18 protein-coding genes are annotated in these 20,232 nt (G+C 56.6%); 9 read left to right on the forward strand and 9 right to left on the reverse strand.

Going from position 1 to position 20,232, the window contains the following annotated elements:
* The first annotated feature begins 88 nt into the window (after positions 1 to 88).
* The gene (gene ybaK / locus ABD982_RS06140) at positions 89 to 583 is read left to right on the forward strand and encodes a Cys-tRNA(Pro) deacylase (protein WP_345445605.1); all 495 of its coding nucleotides are present in this window, start codon (positions 89 to 91) and stop codon (positions 581 to 583) included.
* Here ybaK and ABD982_RS06145 read toward each other — a convergent pair whose 3' ends face one another.
* Positions 584 to 1,816 (reverse strand): alpha/beta hydrolase family protein, encoded by a 1,233-nt coding sequence (locus tag ABD982_RS06145; protein WP_345445607.1) that lies wholly within the window; start codon positions 1,814 to 1,816, stop codon positions 584 to 586.
* Positions 1,817 to 2,024: 208 nt separating this feature from the next.
* On the opposite strand from ABD982_RS06145, the gene msrB reads away from it, so the two are divergent.
* From msrB to ABD982_RS06160, 3 genes are all read left to right on the forward strand, one after another.
* Positions 2,025 to 2,447, forward strand: a complete 423-nt coding sequence (msrB, locus tag ABD982_RS06150) for a peptide-methionine (R)-S-oxide reductase MsrB (RefSeq protein WP_251379869.1) — start codon at positions 2,025 to 2,027, stop codon at positions 2,445 to 2,447.
* Positions 2,448 to 2,534: 87 nt separating this feature from the next.
* On the forward strand, positions 2,535 to 3,842 hold the full coding sequence (locus tag ABD982_RS06155) for an HRDC domain-containing protein (RefSeq protein ID WP_345445610.1): 1,308 nt from the start codon (positions 2,535 to 2,537) through the stop codon (positions 3,840 to 3,842).
* A gap of 3 nt (positions 3,843 to 3,845) precedes the next feature.
* On the forward strand, positions 3,846 to 4,319 hold the full coding sequence (locus ABD982_RS06160) for a QcrA and Rieske domain-containing protein (RefSeq protein ID WP_345445612.1): 474 nt from the start codon (positions 3,846 to 3,848) through the stop codon (positions 4,317 to 4,319).
* Between the two features lie 78 nt (positions 4,320 to 4,397).
* Here ABD982_RS06160 and dxs read toward each other — a convergent pair whose 3' ends face one another.
* Complete coding sequence (dxs, locus tag ABD982_RS06165; RefSeq protein ID WP_345445614.1) at positions 4,398 to 6,374, reverse strand: 1-deoxy-D-xylulose-5-phosphate synthase; 1,977 nt, start codon at positions 6,372 to 6,374, stop codon at positions 4,398 to 4,400.
* A 324-nt stretch (positions 6,375 to 6,698) separates the two neighbouring features.
* On the opposite strand from dxs, the gene ABD982_RS06170 reads away from it, so the two are divergent.
* Together ABD982_RS06170 and ABD982_RS06175 are read left to right on the forward strand one after the other, a co-directional pair.
* Entirely contained in the window at positions 6,699 to 8,228 is a 1,530-nt protein-coding gene (locus tag ABD982_RS06170; RefSeq protein WP_345445616.1) for an alanine/glycine:cation symporter family protein, read from the forward strand.
* Positions 8,229 to 8,310: 82 nt separating this feature from the next.
* Positions 8,311 to 8,928, forward strand: a complete 618-nt coding sequence (locus ABD982_RS06175) for a mismatch-specific DNA-glycosylase (protein ID WP_345445617.1) — start codon at positions 8,311 to 8,313, stop codon at positions 8,926 to 8,928.
* Positions 8,929 to 9,015: 87 nt separating this feature from the next.
* Here ABD982_RS06175 and acnA read toward each other — a convergent pair whose 3' ends face one another.
* The 3 genes from acnA to ABD982_RS06190 all read right to left on the reverse strand — a co-directional run bounded on the left by acnA (position 9,016) and on the right by ABD982_RS06190 (position 15,587).
* Positions 9,016 to 11,691, reverse strand: a complete 2,676-nt coding sequence (gene acnA, locus ABD982_RS06180; RefSeq protein ID WP_345445619.1) for an aconitate hydratase AcnA — start codon at positions 11,689 to 11,691, stop codon at positions 9,016 to 9,018.
* 380 nt (positions 11,692 to 12,071) lie between these two features.
* On the reverse strand, positions 12,072 to 13,562 hold the full coding sequence (locus ABD982_RS06185; protein WP_345445621.1) for a class I SAM-dependent RNA methyltransferase: 1,491 nt from the start codon (positions 13,560 to 13,562) through the stop codon (positions 12,072 to 12,074).
* 81 nt (positions 13,563 to 13,643) lie between these two features.
* Positions 13,644 to 15,587, reverse strand: coding sequence for an APC family permease (locus ABD982_RS06190; RefSeq protein ID WP_345445623.1), 1,944 nt, complete (start codon positions 15,585 to 15,587; stop codon positions 13,644 to 13,646).
* A 144-nt stretch (positions 15,588 to 15,731) separates the two neighbouring features.
* Here ABD982_RS06190 and ABD982_RS06195 point away from each other — a divergent pair, with 144 nt between their 5' ends.
* Positions 15,732 to 16,424, forward strand: coding sequence for a potassium channel family protein (locus ABD982_RS06195; protein ID WP_345445625.1), 693 nt, complete (start codon positions 15,732 to 15,734; stop codon positions 16,422 to 16,424).
* Entirely contained in the window at positions 16,415 to 17,068 is a 654-nt protein-coding gene (locus ABD982_RS06200; protein ID WP_251379856.1) for a potassium channel family protein, read from the forward strand. Before ABD982_RS06195 ends, ABD982_RS06200 begins: the two co-directional genes overlap by 10 nt.
* Before the next feature lie 6 nt (positions 17,069 to 17,074).
* Here the strand turns inward: ABD982_RS06200 and ABD982_RS06205 are convergent, their stop codons facing one another.
* The 3 genes from ABD982_RS06205 to dut are packed head-to-tail and all read right to left on the reverse strand — an operon-like array spanning position 17,075 to position 18,860.
* A complete protein-coding gene (locus ABD982_RS06205; protein ID WP_251379855.1) occupies positions 17,075 to 17,593 on the reverse strand; it encodes an asparaginase in 519 nt (172 codons plus the stop codon).
* Positions 17,594 to 17,598: 5 nt separating this feature from the next.
* Positions 17,599 to 18,381, reverse strand: coding sequence for a DUF3710 domain-containing protein (locus ABD982_RS06210; RefSeq protein ID WP_345445628.1), 783 nt, complete (start codon positions 18,379 to 18,381; stop codon positions 17,599 to 17,601).
* A gap of 32 nt (positions 18,382 to 18,413) precedes the next feature.
* Positions 18,414 to 18,860, reverse strand: coding sequence for a dUTP diphosphatase (gene dut, locus ABD982_RS06215; RefSeq protein WP_425570020.1), 447 nt, complete (start codon positions 18,858 to 18,860; stop codon positions 18,414 to 18,416).
* 185 nt (positions 18,861 to 19,045) lie between these two features.
* Here dut and ABD982_RS06220 point away from each other — a divergent pair, with 185 nt between their 5' ends.
* Positions 19,046 to 19,513 (forward strand): DUF3093 domain-containing protein, encoded by a 468-nt coding sequence (locus ABD982_RS06220; RefSeq protein WP_345445630.1) that lies wholly within the window; start codon positions 19,046 to 19,048, stop codon positions 19,511 to 19,513.
* Between the two features lie 76 nt (positions 19,514 to 19,589).
* Here the strand turns inward: ABD982_RS06220 and ABD982_RS06225 are convergent, their stop codons facing one another.
* Positions 19,590 to 19,889 carry a DUF4193 domain-containing protein gene (locus ABD982_RS06225; protein WP_251379850.1) on the reverse strand — a complete coding sequence of 100 codons (300 nt, stop codon included), beginning with the start codon at positions 19,887 to 19,889 and terminating at the stop codon, positions 19,590 to 19,592.
* Positions 19,890 to 20,232 lie beyond the last annotated feature (343 nt).

Raw genomic sequence — 20,232 nt, forward strand, 5'->3', positions numbered from 1 at the left:
TAGTCTAGTGCTGTACCCCACTTTTACTCAATGTTGCGCTCTGCCGCGAGGGTACTAGGGTTGATGGGTAGTAGAGAAAGGTTGTCTCATGGCTAAAAAGAAGAAGACCGCTGCTGCTACTGCCGCGCTAGCTGTTGTGCAGGGCGCCGGGGTGCACTTTGAGGTGCGGGAGTATGAACACACTGCCGGGGAAACCAACTTTGGGGTTGAGGCTGCCCAGAAGCTGGGCCGCTCCCCCGAACAGGTTTTCAAGACCCTGATGATTAATCACGAACAGGATTTCGCGGTCTGTGTGGTGCCGGTGGGTGGCAAGCTTAACCTCAAAGCTGCCGCTGCGGCGCTGGGTTGGAAGAACGCGGTCATGGCTGACCCAGCGGTCGCTCAGAAACGCACGGGCTATGTGGTGGGAGGCATCTCACCGCTGGGGCAGAAGACTGCCCACCCGACGCTGGTCGATGAATCTGCCCAGCTTTTTGACACTGTGTTGGTCTCGGGAGGCAAAAGGGGGTTGGACGTAGAGCTAACCGGCGATGACCTGGTGGCGATCACCGCCGGTTCCTACGCTGATATCGCAGCTTCCTAGCTAGCCCAGATGGGGCCCTAGCCAGTCAATCAAAGTCCGCTCCCACTTGACGGGGTCCACGTTCCACTCGCGGGTGTGGGATGCCTCCTCGAAGGGGACGAAATCAACGAGGGCTGACTTTGTGGCGAGCTCCTGTGAAGGGCCAACCGGCACATAGGCATCATCGACTGAGTGCATGATGAGGGTAGGCACCTTAATATCTGAAGCCCGGTGTGGCCAGGAGATTTCCTCTAACCGGATGGGATCCTTGAGCCCGGTGAAGACCTTGAGCGCAGGGTGGGTAATCATCGAAACACCCAGTTGCCCAATACGCAGGGGCATTTTGTTGAGTTGAGAGTGGTATTGAATGAGTTCAATCCAGTTAAGGGCGGGGCCGTCCAATACGAGTGCCCTAACGTGCTGTCGGTTGCGCGCCTTATCGGCAGCCTGTAGTGAAATAGACCCACCCATAGACCACCCAAAAAGTACCACATCGTCCGCGCCGTGCTCTAAGGCGTAGTCGATGGCAACCTCAACATCACGCCATTCCGTGAACCCTAAACCGTACCTACCGTCTTCTGAGGCGGGAGCTTCGCGGTCATTGCGGTAGCTCATATGCAAAGAGGTGAGACCTAGGGCCTGCGTTGCACTCAGGGCACGCAGAGTTTCAGCCCTGGTCGCGCCCATACCGTGCACCATGATGGCCCAGGTAGAGCTACGGGTAGCAGGGCTACTTTCAGCCTTCTGAGCTGGCAGCGCAGTGAGGGACGCACCGGGCCGAATCAGCCAGGCAGGGGCGGGCCCAACCGGTAGATTAAGCTCAATATCTTCAAAAGCATAGCCAGCATCCCTAGGGTGGGGTGCTACCACTCCACTCAGCCGCCCCCGCTCGATGTCTGAGATATCGCCACGCATAATTTTTAGAATCTGACGGGTGACGGTCTGGTCTTTGGGTGAGTAACTGGTGATCTCCCCCAGCACCGCAAAGCCCGCTCCACCCGAAAAGTAGAAGCCGTAATTGCCGCGAGCACGAGTTCGGTCTGTGGCGTCTATTCTGATACTGCTCGGTTCTTGCCCCTCGGCGATATCAACGGAGTCATACCCCAGAGAGTGTACCCGCACGTCCTCTCCCGGGGTTTTGGGAGGGACCACTACGCGCCGAGCGAAATAGGTTGCTAGACCGGCTGAGCCTGCCAGACCAACGGTAGCCAAGGTCGCACCAGACACCAGGCCAAAGGTCAGCGGTTTCCACATTTTCGCGGGTTTTTCTTCAGGGCTTAGTTGAACCATAGTGACCAGTTTAGAACACTGGAGTTACGTGGCCGAGATTGGTGTGCTCAACCTCATCGCTTGGGCAGGGCAGCTGCCCTGGGTGGGTATAAAGCGGGAATAAGAAGGTGTGCCGGCACGCTACTAGAGGTAGGGTAAAAGATACCCTCTACTGAAAAAGAAAGGCACTATCGTGAACGATTTTAAGCCCGGCGTTGGCTCTGTGGTTAAGAACTGGAAATCTGTGCTGAATCCCACCGAGTATGCTGTGTTGCGCGAGGGCGGCACCGAGCGTCCCTATACCGGCGAATACTGGGACACCACCACTGAAGGTGTCTACTCGTGCCGAGCCTGCGGGGTTGAGCTCTTTCGCTCTAGCGAGAAATTTGAGAGCCACTGCGGTTGGCCCTCTTTTTATGAACCTGCAGCCGAGTCAAGCGTGCGTTACATCCAGGACCGTAGCATGGGTATGGTGCGTACCGAGGTGCGCTGTGCAGCTTGCGATTCCCATCTGGGGCACGTTTTCGAGGGTGAAGGCTACGCTACGCCCACCGATCTGCGCTACTGCATCAACTCTATTTGTCTTACTCTCGAAGAGAAGCCTGTACAGAAGTAAACCGCGCTTAACTCAGACTGAGGAGCCGTTTTCTACAAAGTGGCATAATAGTTGAGTATGTCTACTGCCGTGAAAGAGAGTTGGCCCATGCCCGCATCTACTCCCCCCGGTGCTTCGGCGGCACCCACCGGGCCCGTGAGCAGCGACTTTGGGCTACCCAGTAGCCTTCAGATTCCTGAGCTAGTCAAGCTTGAGGCTCCCGCTGGTGGCACACCCAGCGTGATTAATACCGAGCGTGGGCTCAGAAGAGTTGCTCAGATTTTATCAGAGCAAAGCGGCCCGGTCGCCGTCGACACCGAACGTGCCTCGGGGATTAGATACGGGCAACGTGCCTTCCTGGTGCAACTCAAGCGCGGCGAGTCGGGCGTCATCATCATTGATCCCGAAGCCTTTGAGGATCTCTCCCCCGTCAATGATGCTCTCTCAGGTGTGGAATGGGTATTGCATGCTGCCACCCAGGATCTCCCGTGCCTGGCTGAACTGGGGATGTACCCAGACGCTCTTTTTGATACCGAAATGGGCGGACGTCTGGCCGGCTTCGAGCGCGTTGGTCTGGGGTTCATGGTAGAAAACCTTTTAGGTTTCAAACTGGCCAAGGAGCACTCATCGGTTGACTGGTCCAAGCGGCCCCTCCCCGAAGAGTGGCTCAACTACGCCGCCTTGGACGTCGAGATTCTGCTGGACCTGCGCGAAGCTGTTGAAGAGGTGCTGCGAGAGCAAGATAAGCTCGGGTACGCCCTTGAAGAGTTTAGGTATGAGTGCGAGGTCTGGGAAAGGGAGCCCAAAAAGGACCCCTGGCGTAAAACTAAGGGAATCAGAGAGCTAAAGAACCGCCGTCAGCTGACCGCGTTGCGCAACCTCTGGTACGAGCGTGAACGTCTTGCCCAAACAAAAGACGTAGCGCCTAAGCGTCTGCTGCCCGATCCCGCTTTGATTCAAGCAGCACGGCTCATGCCCCGTTCGGTCCCCGCCATTTTACAGGTTCCGGGTTTCCAGACGCGTGCCCTCAAGCGAGAAGCTCCGCGCTGGGTTCGGGCAATCGCCGACGCTAAAAATGATGCCCAACCGGTTCCCTTCACCACCCCGGCAGAGGGGCCACCACCGCTCAAGGCGTGGGAGACTAAGCGCCCTCTATCAGCCCAGCTCTTTGCTGAGGCTAAACCTGCCATAGTCGCCCTGGCAGAGGAACTTACCCTGCCCCAGGAAAACCTCTTGTCGCCTGATACTCTGCGCCGTCTCTGCTGGGACCCTCCCGCCGAGCCAACCGCCGCGCGACTTAGGTCAGCCCTGCTTGAATTGGGAGCCCGAGAGTGGCAAATTGAAGTGGTAGTAGGCTCTCTTGCTGAGATTTTTGGTGAGATTCTGGGGTCTGCCCCCTCTACCTCTAAGGAGTAAACCGTGTGCAATACCTGTGGTTGTTCATCAGCCAAAGAAATCACTGAAAACCCTGGAATGACGCGCCGCGCAGCAGTTGGTGCTGTTAGCGCTGGTGCAGGAGCTCTAGCTCTTACCGCATGCGGCTCCTCCATGGATTCCGATGCCACCGCTGCCTCCATCGACCCCGGTGCCCCTGCAGAGCCCACTGACATGGCGGCTGTAGCAGATGTGCCGGTGGGCGGCGTTATTAAAGCTACCGCTCAGGGAACCAGCGTGATGATTACTCAGCCTACCGAAGGCACCTTCCATGCGTTCTCGTCCGTCTGCACCCACCAGGGTTGCCAGGTTAACGCGCAGAAAGAAAAGACCATAAACTGCCCCTGTCACGCTTCTGTCTTTTCCACTGAGGACGGCGCGCCCCAGGGTGGTCCGGCTGAAACAGCTTTGCCAGAATTCCCCCTTGAAATTAAGGGCGACCGTATCTGGGTAGGCTAAAGCCTTCCAGTCGACTCAAAAGGCCGGGGATAACTATCCCCGGCCTTTTCTGTATCTGTTACCCACCGCTAGGGTAGTTTAGAGAGTATGTTTGGGCTTTTCACCTTCACCTCGAGCAAAGGGAACCATGGTGCCAGAAAGCTGGGCCAGGATATCAGAGCTAATCTTCTGGGGTGTCAGTCCAACTTCTTCAAGAATTTCGTGACGCTCAGCATGCTTGATGAATTCAGCGGGCAGACCCAACTCGTTGAGTGCGGTATCGATACCTGCTGCTCGCATTTCCTGACGGATGCGAGAACCCACACCACCTGCCCGCACGCCATCCTCCATTGACACCACGATGCGGTGTTGCCCGGCAAGATCAACCACGGAAGACGGCACAGGCATGACCCAGCGGGGGTCGATCACGGTAAGGGTAACACCCCGGTCTTCAAGGAGTTCGGCCACCTGCAGAGCCAGGCGCGCAAAGGCTCCCACACCAATCAACAAGACATCGCGTTGACCGGTTTCGGTGTGCGGTTCGCCGGTACGTGCGAGGATATCAGTGCCATCTGCCAGTCGCTCAAGAGCAGGGATGTCTGCACCAACCGAACCCTTGGGGTAGCGCACCACGCTGGGGGCGTCCTCGATAGCGACTGCTTCACGCAGTTCTTCGCGCAGTGTTACAGCGTCGCGCGGCGCTGCCAGGTGCAGACCCGGGATGAATTGCAGCAGGGCCAGATCCCACATACCGTGGTGGCTGGCGCCGTCGGGGCCTGTAACACCTGAACGGTCCAGCACAATGGTCACACCCGCCTTGTGGAGCGCAACGTCCATGAGCAACTGGTCAAAGCCGCGGTTGAGAAAGGTCGCGTATAGGGCAATGACCGGGTGCTGCCCGCCATAGGCCAAACCGGCGCTCATGGCAATCGCGTGCTGTTCGGCGATTCCCACATCAATAACTCGGTCAGGGTGGGCTGCGGCCATAGGCTTGAGGCCCACCGGAATCAGCATGGCTCCGGTGATACCCACGATATCTTTGCGTTCGTCGGCAATCTCTTTGATTTCCTGCGCAAAGACCGAGGTCCAGGACTTATCCGAGGGCTTAGCTAGCGCTTCACCCGTTTCGGGGTCAATCACGCCCACGGCGTGGAACATGTCGTCCTTATCACTGACGGCAGGCGCGTAACCGTGCCCCTTCTCAGTGATTGCGTGAACAATCACGGGGCCACCAAAGTTCTTGGCAGATTCAAGGGCTGATTCGACGGCTTCAAGATCATGCCCGTCAATCGGGCCCACATACTTCATGCCCAGGTCCTCGAAGATACCGCCGGGCACCATCACGTCCTTGATCCCGGCTTTCATACCGTGCAGGCCCTGGTAAACCATGCGACCGAGTGGCCCGCCCTGCTGAAGTTTCTCCCGGGCGGTGGTCAAGGTGCGCTCGTAACGACTATCAAGGCGAACCTTATCCAGCTTGTTTTGCAGTTCGTGTTGTAGGGCTGCCAGCTGGTTGGCAAAGCCGCCCACTGTAGGTGCGTAGGATCGGCCGTTATCATTGACCACGATAACTACCTTACGGTTCTTGTCTGCCGCAATGTTATTGATAGCTTCCCAGGCCATGCCACCGGTCAATGCTCCATCCCCAATGACAGCAACGGTGTAGCGGTCGGTTTCTCCCTCCAGTTGGCGAGCGCGAGAGACCCCGTCGGCCCAGGAGAGCGATGAGGACGCGTGAGATGACTCGACGATATCGTGTTCAGATTCAGCTCGCTCAGGGTAACCCGCTAGGCCATCTTTTTGGCGCAAAGTTTCAAAATTTTGCCGTCCGGTCAGCAGTTTGTGAACGTAGGACTGGTGCCCGGTGTCAAAGATGAGAGAGTCATGTGGTGAGCTAAAGACACGGTGAATACCCACAGTTAGCTCTACGACCCCAAGGTTAGGGCCCAGGTGCCCACCGGTCTGAGAAACAGTTTTCACCAGAAATTCCCGAATCTCCTGCGCCAACTCAGTGAGCTGTAAGGCAGTTAGGCTATTGAGGTCGCCCGGTTCGCGGATTGTTTCAAGTAGTCCCACGGTTGCTCCCTAAAGGACCGGATCTACCCAAGCATCTCTGGTAGCTCAGCACTGCTCACCGGTCATTAAACTATGTCGTACAGGAAAGTAACTTTACCCGCTCACCGAACGATTAGCGATTTTACCGGGCAAACATTAGGCCGCCCTTTTGTGTTTCGTTTAGGTTTCAGGGCGCGTGGCTGCTTCCATAAGTTTGACCCAGCGTTTATTATCAGTGTTCAACAGCTCACATTAAGCGGTATGACACAGTTTTATACGCCGCAGAGACTGGCATCATTACACAGCTAGCATTATCAGCTAGCCCCACACGAACGGATACAAATCATGACTGCAGTCATTGACTGGGTGAACGGAATAATCTGGTCTCCCGTACTTGTCTATCTCTGCCTAGCAGTAGGTGTGTATTTCACCATTCGCACCCGGTTGTTGCAGATCCGGCAAATCCCCACCATGATTCGCTGCACTTTCAAAGGCGAATCCTCCAAAGACGGAGTCTCCTCCTTCCAGGCTCTAGCCCTGTCACTTGCAGGTCGCGTGGGCACCGGCAATATCGCTGGCGTTGCAACCGCTATTGCTTTTGGTGGCCCCGGTGCAGTCTTCTGGATGTGGACGGTTGCTTTCCTAGGTTCATCTACATCCTTTATCGAATCTACCCTGGGTCAGGTTTTCAAAGAACGCGACAAGATTACCGGTGAATACCGTGGTGGTCCCGCCTACTACTTTGAGAAGGCCTACAAGCACACCAAGTACGCCGGTCTCTTTAAGGTCTACGCATCAATCTTTGCTTTCGCCACGGTTCTTGCCTGTGGTTTCTTCCTCCCCGGTGTGCAGGCTAACGGCATTGCAACTTCTATGGAAGGTGCCTTCCCGTCCGTTCATCCCTGGATGGCAGCTACTGGCATCACCATCCTGCTGGCGTTCATTGTGGTCGGTGGCGTCAAGCGTATTGCTACCTTTGCCTCGGTAGTAGTGCCCATCATGGCTATCGTTTACATCATTCTCGCTGTGATTGTGGCCTTCATCAATATCGGTATGCTCGGTGATGTCATCAACCTGATTTTCACCTCAGCATTTGGTCTAAACGCTACCTTCGGCGCCATCGTCGGCACCGCTATTGAGTGGGGCGTCAAGCGCGGCATCTACTCCAACGAAGCTGGCCAGGGCACCGGCCCTCACGCAGCTGCAGCAGCTGAGGTCAAACACCCCGCCGCTCAGGGCTTCGTTCAGGCTATGGCGGTCTACATTGACACTCTCTTTGTTTGTTCAGCAACAGCATTCCTCATTCTGTCGACCGGTATGTACCGCGTCTACGAGGGTGGCTCAATTGAATCACCGGTACTAGCTGAAGGCTCGGGCGGCCTGGCAGAAAACGTTACCGTTGGTCCCGCTTTCGCACAGAACGCTTTTGACACTTTCATCCCTGGCGCTGGCCCCATCTTCATTGCTATCTCACTGGCTTTCTTCGCCTTCACCACAATTATTGCCTATTACTACATGGCAGAAACCAACCTGCGTTACCTCACCCGCAACCTCAACAACCAGGTTGCATCCAACGTCCTGCTCCGTTGCTTGCAACTTCTCATTCTTGTAGCAACTGTACTGGGTTGTGTGTCCTCCTCAGGCTCTGCCTGGGCGTTAGGCGACATCGGGGTGGGTCTCATGGCTTGGCTCAACATTTTGGGCATCCTGGTGATTCAGAAGCCTGCCCTGCAGGTTCTGCGTGACTACGAACAGCAGAAGAAGCAGGGTCTGGACCCCATGTTTGACCCCCGTCCCCTGGGCATCAAGAACGCAGACTTCTGGGAGAACTACTACGACGTGAAGACCGGAGCAATCCCGGTTCAAAACAAGTAGCGCTCACTCCTTAGCACGTTCCTTATATCAGCGCCCCCGCTCACTTTCTGTGAGCGGGGGCGCTGTGGTTTAGGGTGAGTATATGAGCACAGAACACCCCTCACCTCTTAATGGCGAACGTCCCACCCGTGATCAACTAGCAGGATTTATCAACGGTAGCCTTGATGACAGGCTTCCGTTGCCCGGCACTGCCCTGCGCCTGCTGATTGTGGGCATCAACCCGGGCCTATGGACGGCGGCAGTCAATGCACCTTTTGCATTTCCCGGTAACAGGTTCTGGCCTTCATTGGACCGTGCTGGCATCGTGACCCCTAGGGTGGACGCTTCCCGCGGGCTCAGTGATGAGGTTGAAGCTCAGCTTGCCGCGCTGGGCATCGGCATCACCAACCTGATCGGTCGAGCTACAGCGCGAGCCGATGAGTTGACCCGCCAGGAGCTTCAGGATGCCCTCCCCCGGCTGATAAAGCTCACCCACACCTACACGCCCCAAACAGTAGCCGTCGTCGGTATCACCGCCTACAGGGAGGCTTTCAGCGACAGGAAGGCGAAGGTGGGGCAGCAAGATACTTCTCAGATTGAGGGGTGGAACCCGGCTACTCAGCTGTGGGTGGTGCCTCAGCCCAGCGGGCTCAACGCCCACGAAACCGTTGATTCATTGGCTGATACATGGCGCCGTGTGTGGGAGACTACCCGGAGCTAAAACCGGTGGTCCTGACCCTGAAAACATAGACCGGTGGCCCCCATCAGATGATGGGGGCCACCGGTCTATGAGCTAATCAGCGAGCTACTAGGAGCCGCGGACCAGGTTGCGCAGTACGTACTGCAGGATGCCGCCGTTGCGGTAGTAGTCAGCTTCACCCGGGGTGTCGATGCGTACTACAGCGTCGAACTCGGTGACCTTGCCGTCTTCTGCGGTGGCAGTGACCTTCAGGGTCTTGGGGGTGGTGCCCTCATTGAGTTCGGTCAGACCGGCGATATCGAAGGTTTCGGTACCGGTCAGGCCCAGTGATTCATGTGATTCACCGGCGGGGAACTGCAGGGGAACAACACCCATACCGATCAGGTTTGAACGGTGGATGCGCTCGAAGCTCTCAGCAATAACAGCCTTGACGCCCAATAGGGTGGTGCCCTTCGCTGCCCAGTCACGGGATGAGCCGGTGCCGTATTCCTTACCGCCCAAAACGACCAGCGGGATGCCAGCAGCCTGGTAGTTCTGAGATGCATCGTAAACAGTTGCCTGCTCGCCGCCAGCGGTAAAGTCGCGGGTGTAACCGCCCTCAACGCCGTCCAGCAACTGGTTTTTGATGCGGATGTTCGCGAAGGTACCGCGAATCATGACCTCGTGGTTACCACGACGTGAGCCGTAGGAGTTGAAGTCCTTGCGCTGCACACCGTTCTCAATCAGGTACTTACCAGCAGGGGTGTCTGACTTGAAAGAACCAGCAGGTGAAATGTGGTCAGTGGTCACCGAATCGCCCAGCTTGAGCAGTACGCGAGCACCCTTGATGTCTTCCACGGGGGTGATGTCCATGCTCATACCCTCGAAGTAAGGAGGCTTGCGCACGTAGGTGGACTGAGCATCCCACTCGAAGGTGTTGCCGGTGGGGGTGTCCAGGGCCTTCCAGCGCTCGTCACCGTCAAAGATGGTGCTGTATTCCTTGTTGTACATCGCGGTGTCCAGGGACTCGTCGATGATCTTCTGAACCTCAGCGGGATCGGGCCAGATGTCGCGCAGGTAAACGTCGTTACCATCGGCATCGGTGCCCAGGGCGTCCTTCTCGAAGTCGAAGTCCATGGTGCCGGCCAAAGCGTAGGCGATGACCAGGGGCGGGGAGGCCAGGTAGTTCATCTTGACGTCCGGTGAGATACGGCCTTCGAAGTTACGGTTGCCGGAGAGAACGGCGGTAACAGAGAGGTCGTTGTCCTGGATAGCATCTGAAATCTCGGGCTCCAGCGGGCCGGAGTTACCGATACAGGTAGCGCAACCGTAGCCTACGACGTAGAAGCCTAAGGCTTCGAGGTCAGGCAGTAGCCCCGCCTTTTCGTAGTAGTCGGTAACAACCTTTGAACCCGGTGCGATGGAGGTCTTGACCCAGGGCTTAGAGGTGAGACCCTTGGCCGCTGCGTTGCGTGCCAGCACGCCCGCTGCCATCATCACGGAAGGGTTGGAGGTGTTGGTGCAGGAGGTGATGGATGCGATGGAGACCGCGCCATTCTTCAACTCAAACTCGCGACCATCTGCCATGGAGACGGATGCGGACTTGCCGGCTTCGCCGTAGTTCTTGATGTCTGAAGCGAACTGCTTCTTGGCGTCAGATACCTGGATGCGGTCCTGAGGACGCTTGGGACCAGCAATGGAGGGAACCACGGTGGACAGGTCGAGTTCTAGGTACTCGGAGTACTCAACCTCGGCCTTGGGGTCGTGCCAGAGACCCTGTTCCTTGGTGTAAGCCTCCACCAGAGCAACCTGATCTTCGCTACGGCCGGTCAGGCGCAGGTATTCAAGGGTGTTTTCGTCGATGGGGAACATGGCAGCGGTTGAGCCGAATTCGGGGCTCATGTTACCGATGGTTGCGCGGTTTGCCAGGGGCACCTGGCCTACACCCTCGCCGTAGAATTCAACGAACTTGCCCACAACGCCGTGTTCGCGCAACATTTCGGTGATGGTGAGCACCACGTCGGTTGCGGTAGCGCCGGAGGGGATGGTGCCGGTGAGCTTGAAGCCAACCACGCGGGGAATCAGCATGGAAACGGGCTGGCCCAGCATAGCTGCCTCGGCCTCAATGCCGCCAACGCCCCAGCCCAGAACACCCAGGCCATTAACCATGGTGGTGTGGGAGTCGGTACCTACCACGGTATCGGGGTAGGCGCGCAGCACGCCGTCAACCTCGCGGGCCATGATGGTGCGTGCCAAGTATTCAATGTTGACCTGGTGCACGATGCCCATGCCCGGGGGAACCACTTTGAAGTCGTCAAAGGCGGTCTGACCCCAGCGCAGGAACTTGTAGCGTTCGCCATTGCGCTGGTATTCGATGTCCATGTTGCGGGTGATCGCATCTGAGGTACCGAAGCTATCAATCTGAACGGAGTGGTCAATGACCAGTTCAGCAGGTGCCAGGGGGTTAATCTTTGAGGGATCGCCGCCCAGTTCCTTCACGGCCTCACGCATGGTAGCAAGGTCAACCACACAGGGAACACCGGTGAAGTCCTGCATAATAACGCGGGCAGGGGTGAACTGGATTTCAGTATCGGGTTCAGACGATGCGTCCCAGTTAGCAAGTGCCTTAATGTGGCCCTCGGTAATGTTGGCACCGTCTTCGGTGCGCAGTAGGTTCTCAAGCAAAACCTTGAGTGAATAAGGCAGCTTCTGCGAGCCGTCAACTGCCTTTAGACGGAAAATTTCATACTCGGTTCCGTTGACGTTCAAAACGCCCTTTGAACCGAAGCTATCCACAGTGCTCATATGTGGGACTCCTCTCGACACTGTCTTCATCTTCGCCTACCGCCCGGTGCCAACCGGCTGCGATGCCGGCCCGCGTGTGATGCACACTTAAGGGACACTCTGACGCTAAGCTATCGAAACCAGTGTACCCCGTGTCACCTTATTCACATATTTTCAGGTCAGGACACAGTCTTTATTTCAGATAGCTAAGACCAGCATTCGATATAGTATGCACTCCCGCCGCACGATTGCAGCTTCGGAAAGAAAAACATGACCTAATTATGTTGCAATTTTATGACGTGCGCGCGTCCATTCCTCAGTAACAAGTTCAGAGGAAGTGGGGAGGGAGCGCCGGTAGGCAACTTATTGGTAGCCGGTGAGCAAACCCTTGCGGGTTTGTTCTACCGCTGGCTGCCTGAGTACTTGGTGAAGACTGCCAGGGTTTCCACGTGGTGGGTGTTCGGGTACATATCGAAGGCTTCCACCCGCATGAGGCGGTAGCCAGATGCCCGCAGATAAGCAGTATCTCTACCCAGGGCTGCCGGGTCGCAGGCAACGTAGACCACGGTGGGTGGGTTCAGATCAGCAATTTGTTGCATCACGGTTTTGCCGCAACCTTCGCGTGAGGGGTCAGCGATGACGACATCAGGGGCAGGGAACCTGCCGGCTTTTACCTCTGCTGTGACCCCGGTAAGGACGCGGGAAACATCACCGCGCTCAACACGCACGGTGGTGCGTTCGGAGCGGTGGGTGCGTGAGGGCCCGTCCTCCGCAAAGTTATCAGCGGCATTTTTGCTGGTGAGCGGGGAGCCTTCCACCGACAGGACGGTGCCGCGGTCCCCCACAGCGTCGGCTGCGATTGCGGTGAAAAGACCGGCGCCGGAGTAGAGGTCGTAGACAGTCTGGCTCTTGCGCAAACGCGCCATATCAAGCACGGCGTTGCCCAGAATCTCGGGGGCAAAGCGGTGAATCTGCCAGAAGCCGTTAGCGGCTACGTTCCAGTAGAAATCTTGGGCATAAACGGTAGCAGTTTCTAGCAGGGCGGCGTTGCCAGCACCGCGCACGATGTCTGCGGGTTTAGCACCGCGGCGGCGTCCAGCCTGCTTTTCCGCGGTAAAAATGAGGGTGATAAGGCGGTCTTCAATATTGCCCCAAGCCTCCTGGCAAGTGGCTTCGACAGCATCAGCGACCTCAACCATGTTCTGGGAGGCTGGAACGGTAAAAACTAAGGCCAGCATGTCCGTGGCAGAAACAGCGACATCCAGACGCTTAACGCCGGTGAAAGTCAGTTCGCCCAGGCCCAGTGATTCGATGCGGGAATCGACCAGAGGGAAGGAATCAACAGGCACGGGAGTGCCGGAGTTATGGGGGAACATAGCAATTTTTCCGGTGGCGCGCTCCACGGTGAAGTGGGCTCGGGTGCGCCAGTTCAGCCCCTCACCGGTAGCGCCGGGAGCCTCTGGGAGGGCATGAATGGGCAAATCGGTGAGCATGGGATGTTCAGCTGGTACGCCGCCCAGCCGGGCCAGCTGTTCGGCCACCACTTGTTTTTTGTAGCGGCGCTGCACAGTGGGCACGATATGCCCGTACTCCATACCGCCCAGAGGGTGAGCGTGAGCCAGGGAATCTGCCGCAGACCAGGGGTGCGGGCGGCGCGCAATTCCTGGAACATCTACGTTCACTACATCAGCGAAAAAGAAGCGCCCCTTAGGGCCTCGTCCGGTGATACGGGCGGTAGCAGTTTCGCCCACCAGGCCGTGGCGTACAAAGACCACTCGCCCATCGACGCGGGCAACGAAAGCGCCACCGTGAGCAGCGCGTTCGGGAGTTACTTCCACAAGTTGCCCCACCTCAAACTCGGGTGCTTGGTTTTGCTGGGTCTGTTCAGTCACGGTATCTCTCAATGCAGTTGATGGAGGGGCGGTCGGTTCTTCTTCTCTAGCTTACTGTGAAGAAGTAGCCGGTAATCCCTTTTATATTTGCCAGGGCACTGAAGCAACCACCACTCCGGGCTCGTGACGTAGCTGCGCTTTGAGACGGTGCACGGTGCGACGGTGAAAGATACCCTCCCACCATCGTGAAACGACGTACTCGGGGAGGTAAATCACCAGAACATCACGCGGTGATTTCTGGCGCGAGCGGTGCACATAGTCCATGACGGCGTCCACTGGGTTGCGGTAGGGCGCGTCCAGCACAGTGAGGTCCAGCGGCAGGCCCAGCTGTTGCCAAGCATCGATATTCTGACGCGTGCGCTCTTCGTCAATATTGACCACCAACGCTTCGATGGATGAGGGCCGAGTAGCGCGTGCGTAAGAGACCGCCCGCAATACTGGCTTACGCACCCGCTCAACATAAATCAGGGCGTGGACGCGGGAGGGCAGAGCCCGAGCTTCAGCTAGCTCGGCCTCCGTTTGCGGCAGGGCTAATTGGCGATCTACGCGCTGGTAGTGCTTATTAATTTTCATCATGAGGCCTAGCAGGAACAGAATGAGGAGCATGGAGAACCATGCCCCGTGAGTGAATTTAGTGAGGATAATGACCATCAAAACCGTGCCCGATGCCAGCACGCCAATGGATGTGATGATAAGGTCGCGCCAGATAAGTCTGCGTTTTTTGGTATCGGGGGTAATCCGCTGGGCCAGCCAGCTGTTCTTGAGTACTGATACTTGGGTGAGCAGCATAGCGGTGAAGGCACCCACAATGTACATCTGCACCAGGGTGTGCACATCTGGCCCCACGACGCCTACCAGTACCATTGAGCTGAGCCCCAGCACCAGGACACCATTGCCGTAGAGTGCTGTCGAGTCACGGGCTGAGAGGTAAACGGGTAGATACTGGCGGTGCGCCAGCACAGTAGCCAGCATGGGGAAACCTGTAAAAGCGGTCATGGCCGCCACGACCAGCACACCAACGGTTGAGACCCCCAGGAGGACGGTAACCCAATGAGCTGCGAAAACGGTATCTGAAATCTGCAGGAGCAAGGAAGTTTGATGGAAGTCAGAGCTAACGTTCTGCCCATCAACCCGTAGCGTTTGGGCGGGATCAAGCACAAAAATAGCGCCTGTACGCCAGGTCAGGTAGAGCACCCCCACCAGGAGCAAAGAGGTTACTGACCCCATCAGCATGAGGGTGAGAGCGGCATTGCGCGGTCGCGGGCGTGCAAAGGCACGCGTGGCATTGCTAATGGTGTTCACACCGGTCATTGCAACAGACCCCGAGGCGAAAACTCTCAGCAGTAGTACCAGAAGCCCCACCCCTGTAGCCAGTTCCTCTGGGGAGGTGGACTGCGCTATTTCGTAGTCCGCCGATACCGCTGTGCCCAGGGTTCCTGCCATATCGGCAGCCAGCCCAAACACAAGCGTCCCACCCAGTAGAAGAAGAAAGATGTAGGTGGGCCAGTGGGCTACCCTAAACATGAAATTAATGCCTCGTAGACACACCAGAGTGACCACTGCAATCAGAGAGCAGGCCACCAGGCGCTGATGCGAGTAGAGCGCAGGTAGAAGCGATTCAAGATACTGGGTTGCCGAAGAGAGCGAGACAGCAACGGTGAGTACAAAGTCCACCATCATTGCTGCTCCTAGAAGTACAGCGAATCCGGTGCCCAGATTCTTCTGCACCAGGGCGAAATCGCCCTTTTCGCCTACCCGCTGAATGTTGTAGCGGTAGGTTCCTATCACCAGCATCAAAATGGTTGCAACACCCAGCCCCACCCAGGGGGAATAGGCAAGTGCCATCTGACCTGCGATGAGCACGGTGAGGATAATTTCATCAGGTGCGTAGGCTACAGAAGAGACGCCATCGGCTCCAAAGAGCGGGAAGGCGCGGCGTTTAGGCAGGTTTCCGGCCTTAGCCTGCCTGCTTGAAATAGGTGCCCCCAGCACCAGGGCTGACGCCCTGCTTCTCATAGTCTTCACAGGCTCTAACCGTAGTCGCCTCTCCCGGTAAATAACAGCCGTACACACCACATTTTGTGCTTGTCCTCCTCAGCTGATGAAGGCGTAGACTGGTAGCGGGCCTGGCGCCCACACGTCACCATCACGATTGATTAAGGAGCGCACGTGCCCCACTTCGTCATTATGGGAGCCGGCAGAGTCGGCGTCATGCTTGCCCATACCTTAGAGGACGCCGGGCACACGGTAGCAGTCATCGACCAAGATGACCGCTCCTTCAGGCGTCTGCGCAAAGAGTTTGCCGGGCAGAAGGTCACCGGAGTGGGGTTTGACCGCGAAACCCTGAAACGTGCCGGCATTGAGAAGGCCTACGCTTTTGCCGCTGTCTCTTCAGGGGATAACTCCAACATCATTGCTTCCCGAGTCGCCCGCGAGACTTTCAAAGTACAAAACGTGGTGGCTCGAATTTATGACCCTAACCGCGCGGAGTTTTACCAGCGTCTTGGCATTCCAACCGTAGCAGCGGTGCGCTGGTCTACTGACCAGGTGCTACGCCGCCTCCTACCGGAGCAGGCCATGGCCGGTGATTTTAGAGAGGCTTCCGGCCGTCTTCTGCTGGGAGAACTCAACCTGCACGACTCCTGGGCCGGCCACGCACTGACCGATATTGAACGCTTCGCCGGTGTGCGCATCGCATACATCACGCGCTTCGGTGAGGGCCTCTTGCCCGGCCCCGATACCTCCTACCAGCAGGGCGATACAGTGCATGCCATGATGGGCACTGAAGACATCAACGATATTGCCCGCATTCTGTCCCAGCCCCCCGCCAGCGACGCTGAAAGTGATCTTTCATGGAAGTAATTATTATCGGAGCCGGTTCGGTAGGCTCATCAAGCGCTAAAGAACTGCTGTCCCACCACCACAATGTCACCATTATTGATCTCAAGCCTGAAGCGATTTCACGCAGCGGGATTCAAAACGCCCAATGGGTGATTGGCGATGCCTGTGAGCTGTCAGTTCTGCGCCACGCTAAGCCAGAGAACGCTGATGTAGTAGTTGCGGCTTCAGGCGACGATAAAACTAACCTCGTGGTTTCGCTGCTCTGCCGCAGTGAGTTCGGGGTGCCACGAACGGTGGCCCGCGTGAATAACCCAAAAAATGAGTGGCTTTTTGACGAGTCCTGGGGCATCGATGTTGCCGTTTCTACTCCCCGTCTAATGACGGCCCTGGTTGAAGAGGCCGTCGAGGTGGGTGATGTGGTTCGTCTGCTGACGCTACGCTCTGGCAACGCCACCCTAGTGGAATACACCGTACCGGCAGAGCACCCCATCATCGGTTACACCATTGGTCAGGTGCAGTGGCCCTATGACACCGCCCTCACCGCCATCGTGCGCGATGGCTCTCCCCTAGCCCCCAGCAATGACAATGTCATTGCTGGCGGCGACGAACTCTTCTTTGTCACCACCCCCAAGGGCGAAGACGATTTGCGAGCCCTCTTTAGCTAGAGGGCTCTAGCCTTCAAGACTGGGCACAATCTCATAGCGAGGATTGTAGATCACCGGCTCATCGCGCGTTGAGAGCATACCCGAAACCCTCAGATAACCACCGGCTACAATCCCCGGCACCTGCCGCTGCCCCAGCCAGATCAATCTCACACGCATGCCCGGTGCCAGAGGGGAAAAGTCAGGGTAAAGCACCCTTGGCGCAGTCTTAATAACACTAAATCGGGTGCCGAACCCGGCTTCCGTCTCTACAGCCGACGTCCGCCCGGTATTCTCTTCCTCAGCGCAGATGTCTACAGTATCATCGAGGTCCTCCCCCGTCTCAGCCATAGGCATACCGGTGAGAGGGTGCGTTTTAGAAGGTGGAAGAGGCTTTGATCGCTCCACTAGCAGGATAACTTCAAACCGGGGGTTAGCCTCGCGGTGCGATATATGAACGCGCTCCACCTTACCTGCCACGCGTGCTCGAAACCTTTGCGGGTAGGTCTCAAGACGCGTCGGAAGCTGGGAGTTAAGGGTCTCAGGCATGATATTTAACCGATCTCGGTGATCTCGGGGCCTCTGCGGGGTATTTCCAGACCTGCCGGAGTTTTTTCACCCTGCTGAGACTGAGCAGCTTTTTGGGCCTCTGCAGCGTCCTGAATGCTCTGAGGCACCCGCATCGGCAGAAGGTCACGGGGGGCCATAGGGTCAAAGCCACGATGAACAATGATAGAACGGAAGACTTCTTCAAGTGCCTCAGCCGATTCACCGGGCAAGACCGCTGCACCGGAAAACACACCGCGCACAAACCAACGGGGCCCGTCTACACCCACAAAGCGGGCGATGCGAAAGCCCTTGCGACCATCGGCGGTTTGGGCAGGTACACGAGAGATGAGCTGACGCCCAAGAGGGCCATCGTTAATCTCCACCTGACCGCCCTGGTTGCGGACACTTTCAGACAGCTCGTGGCGGATATCGTCCCAGATACCGGCGCTCTTAGGTGCGGCGAAAGCCTGCACCTGCAGGTGCCCCTTTCCGAGCTGGAGAGTAACGGCAATGACCTGCTGGGTCTTCTGATCTGCTTCAAGACGCAGATTCAGACCGGGATGGCTTTTAATGAGTAGTCCACCCAGATCGATGTACGAATCATCACTGGCTTTTTTCTCCGATGAATCCCAGGGCCCGTTACTGCGGTCAAAAGCCGGATGCTCGTCAACGATGTTTTCTTCGGCTGTGAGGGTGCTTTCAGCGTCAGGCGAAGGAGCCTTTGTCTCCTCTAGTGCCAGTTCAGCTGCGCTCTGCTCAGCTTTCTTCTTCTTGCCCATTCCAAACATATATATGCCTTTCTTTAGCAGACCTCTAGGGTCTACTGTACGCCTGAGGACCCAAAACCACTGGTACCTCGTGTAGAGGCAGGCAATTCATCAACTACCTCAAAACGAGCAGTTTCAAACCGCTGAATCACTAATTGGGCAATGCGATCCCCGCGCTCTACCTCAAAGGTTTCTTGAGCATCTGTATTAAGCAGGCAGACCATTAGTTCACCGCGATAGCCCGCATCAACTGTGCCCGGAGCATTGACGATGGTGATACCGTGCTTAGCGGCAAGACCAGATCTGGGGTGCACTAAACCAACAAAGCCCTCTGGAAGCGCAAGGGCAACCCCGGTAGGTACAAGAGCACGTTCCCCCGGAGCCAATGTCACCGGAATACGCGCCCGTAGGTCAGCACCGGCGTCCCCTTCCTTAGCATAAGCAGGCACAGGTAGCTGAGGGTCAAGTATTTTAATCTGAACATCAATCTGTTTATCCACCCCATTACTGTACCTGTTTCGCCCCATCGAGGGATGTGAACGGACTGGGAGTTTTTACCCCTTTTCGCGAGTTCTCTCCAGGATTACAGAGGCAGAGCTGAAGTCACCCAGGTACATCTCGTACACTGGTAAGCGCACCCTGGAGAAGAAAACTCTACAAAGACCTCATAACGGAAGCGTGACCCATGACAGAAAACCCCAACGCAGTTCTTTACCGAGAAAGACTGGCGCCCGGCATCGGCATGTGGATTGCCTGTGTGGGCGTAGGCCTATCCTCCTTCTTGGTCGGGGCACCCATCAACATCTACGCCGGTATCATCGCCGGAATCGTCATGTTTGCTGTGGTGGGCTGGACCCTCTTCGCAACCTCACCGGTTATTGAGGTTACCCCTAGCGTCCTGCGCGTTGGAAGGGCACAAATTGAACGCGAGCATGTTGGCCGAGCATACGCTTTTCGTGGCGAGGATTCCCGCCTAGCCACCGGTCCGGCACTCGACGGTAGGGCTTTCATGTGCTTCCGCGGCTGGATTTCATCAGTTGTTCGCATCGATATTACAGACCCGGCCGACCCCACCCCCTACTGGGTAGCGTCCTCCCGCAACCCTGAGCGAATTGCTGAGATTCTCAACGACGGGCTACCCGAAGAAGAATAAGCTGATTTCCCCATAGGAAATGCCCACCGGTTTAGAACCGGTGGGCATTTTTATAGATCAATCGCTTGAAGCTGATTTAGCCTTCGCACTCAATGCAGTACTTCAAATCGCCATCTTCATAGGCGATCTGTGAGCGGTGACGGACCAGGAAGCAGGAGGCACAGGTGAATTCGTCATCCTGGGCGGGGAGCACAACTACATTGAGCTCTTCGTTAGAAAGATCTGCGCCGGGCAGCTCAAAACTTTCGGCGGCTGCGTTCTCGTCCTCATCTACCGCACCGGACTGCATTTCGGAGCGTCGTGAATTGAGCTCCTCAAAGGACTGGTCCTTGCTTTCTTCGTCCTGCTTGCGGGGTGCATCGTAATCGGTTGCCATGGTTTTCTCCGTGTGTAGTGCGAGGCGAGACAGTCAATCTCTTCACAGTAGGTGGTGCACCCCTTACAGGTAGTGCAACCAGAGTATTAGTCGGCTGCTCCTGAGTTATACGGGGTAACGCGTAGAATTGTTCACCATTAAGGAGCTTTAAGCAAATACAAACTAATCATTTATTACTCACAGCGAAAGGGGCCTCCACGAGAGTGCGTACCCCACCCCTTTGATAAGCTAAACCTAATCTATAAGTTGATATATAAAGTGCTGGTTTTTAGGGTTTTTTCTAAAGATACCTTCCGGTTTGCTGGTGAAGTAAACGCTGCCCTGACTCAACCCTGTAATCTTT

This window comes from Rothia endophytica, assembly GCF_039543885.1.
GTDB classification, from domain to species: domain Bacteria; phylum Actinomycetota; class Actinomycetes; order Actinomycetales; family Micrococcaceae; genus Rothia; species Rothia endophytica.

What these genes read in the sequence shown, in the direction of transcription:
- ybaK (WP_345445605.1), top strand. Translation starts at nt 89, where the DNA reads ATGGCTAAAAAGAAGAAGACCGCTGCTGCTACTGCCGCGCTAGCTGTT.
- ABD982_RS06145 (WP_345445607.1), bottom strand. Translation starts at nt 1,816, where the DNA reads ATGTGGAAACCGCTGACCTTTGGCCTGGTGTCTGGTGCGACCTTGGCT.
- ABD982_RS06155 (WP_345445610.1), top strand. Translation starts at nt 2,535, where the DNA reads ATGCCCGCATCTACTCCCCCCGGTGCTTCGGCGGCACCCACCGGGCCC.
- ABD982_RS06170 (WP_345445616.1), top strand. Translation starts at nt 6,699, where the DNA reads ATGACTGCAGTCATTGACTGGGTGAACGGAATAATCTGGTCTCCCGTA.
- ABD982_RS06175 (WP_345445617.1), top strand. Translation starts at nt 8,311, where the DNA reads ATGAGCACAGAACACCCCTCACCTCTTAATGGCGAACGTCCCACCCGT.
- acnA (WP_345445619.1), bottom strand. Translation starts at nt 11,691, where the DNA reads ATGAGCACTGTGGATAGCTTCGGTTCAAAGGGCGTTTTGAACGTCAAC.
- ABD982_RS06200 (WP_251379856.1), top strand. Translation starts at nt 16,415, where the DNA reads ATGGAAGTAATTATTATCGGAGCCGGTTCGGTAGGCTCATCAAGCGCT.
- ABD982_RS06205 (WP_251379855.1), bottom strand. Translation starts at nt 17,593, where the DNA reads ATGCCTGAGACCCTTAACTCCCAGCTTCCGACGCGTCTTGAGACCTAC.
- ABD982_RS06210 (WP_345445628.1), bottom strand. Translation starts at nt 18,381, where the DNA reads ATGTTTGGAATGGGCAAGAAGAAGAAAGCTGAGCAGAGCGCAGCTGAA.
- ABD982_RS06220 (WP_345445630.1), top strand. Translation starts at nt 19,046, where the DNA reads ATGACAGAAAACCCCAACGCAGTTCTTTACCGAGAAAGACTGGCGCCC.
- ABD982_RS06225 (WP_251379850.1), bottom strand. Translation starts at nt 19,889, where the DNA reads ATGGCAACCGATTACGATGCACCCCGCAAGCAGGACGAAGAAAGCAAG.